The 1162-nt window shown below is 70.5% G+C and carries 2 pseudogenes; both read left to right on the top strand.

Annotated features, from left to right (window positions below):
- A pseudogene (locus ACWEBX_RS41185) lies at positions 1 to 82 on the top strand (carbon-nitrogen family hydrolase); the annotation flags it as partial.
- Between the two features lie 534 nt (positions 83 to 616).
- A pseudogene (locus tag ACWEBX_RS41180) lies at positions 617 to 1162 on the top strand (endonuclease/exonuclease/phosphatase family protein); the annotation flags it as partial.

The raw sequence follows: 1162 nt of genomic DNA, 5'->3' as shown, positions 1-1162 counted from the left end.
CTACACCACCTCCCTCGTCTACTCCCCCGCCGGCGAACGCGTCGCCGCCTACCGCAAGATTCACCGCTTCGGCTTCGACCGGCCGGGTCTCCCTCGCGACCCTGGCATCCGACCCGACCGGAGCCTTCTTCTACCGCCCCTATGCCAATGCAGGCCCGGGCAAGGAACTGAGCTTCACCATCGTCACCGGCAGCAACTACCAGCCGGTGTCCATGGAGATGACCGTCCCCTTCCACCACGACGACTCGGACTACCTGTCCCACTACTCCTCCGACCCCTTCTCCGTGAAGTACCGCGACTGGTCCAAGGGGCAACCCATCACCACACCAGCGCCGTCCCCCTCCCCCCAGTGGGGCGGCTTCCCACCGCAGGACAACGCCACGACGACCCAACCCTCCGGCTGACAGCAGAACCCGAACCCCCAGGCGGCTCGTCCTGAAGGGGAAAGGAACACGGCAAGGGACGGAGATCCATGGGAGAGCGAGCCGGTGGTGCGACGGCGGAGGAAGCGGCGGAGGAGCGGAAGGCAGGCCGGAGACGGCCTGGGCGCGGGGCCGCGAGGAGCCGGTTGTCGTGGACGTGGGAGCGGGTCCAGGCGTCGTGGACGCGAGGGCGGGTGCTCGCCGCGTCGGCGGTTCTGACTGCAACCCTGTCGGCCTTCCACGGGGCTGTTCCGGACTCCCCCGGACACCTGGGCAGTCTGCTGGAGTCGTTCCTGCCCTGGTCCGGGCTGGTGATCGTGGTGCTGCTCGTCCTGGCGCTGCTGCGCCGCTCGTTGCTCGCCCTCCTGGCCCTTCTCCTGCCGGTGGCCGCCTGGACCCACCTCTTCGGCGGGCTGCTGCTGCCCGAGGCGAAGCCCGGTGCGCACGACCTGGTCGTGGTGCAGCACAACGCCGGCGACGAGAACACCGACCCCGCGGGCACGGCCCGCTCCCTGGCCGACGCCGAGCCCGACCTCATCGCCCTGGAGGAACTGCTGCCCGCGGCGCTGCCGGTCTACGAAAGGACCCTCGCGCCGCGCTACCCGTACCGCGCGGTGGCGGGCACCGTAGGACTCTGGTCGAAGCACCCGCTCACCGACGTCGGCACAGTGGACATCAGACCCGCTGCGATCACGGAACCCTGGAGCCGCGGGCTCCGGGCCGTCGTCCACGCCCGGCAC

The organism is Streptomyces sp. NPDC005070 (genome assembly GCF_053600395.1).
The sequence above is the reverse complement of the archived record's forward strand: the minus strand, read 5'-3'. Positions and strand labels throughout refer to the sequence as shown.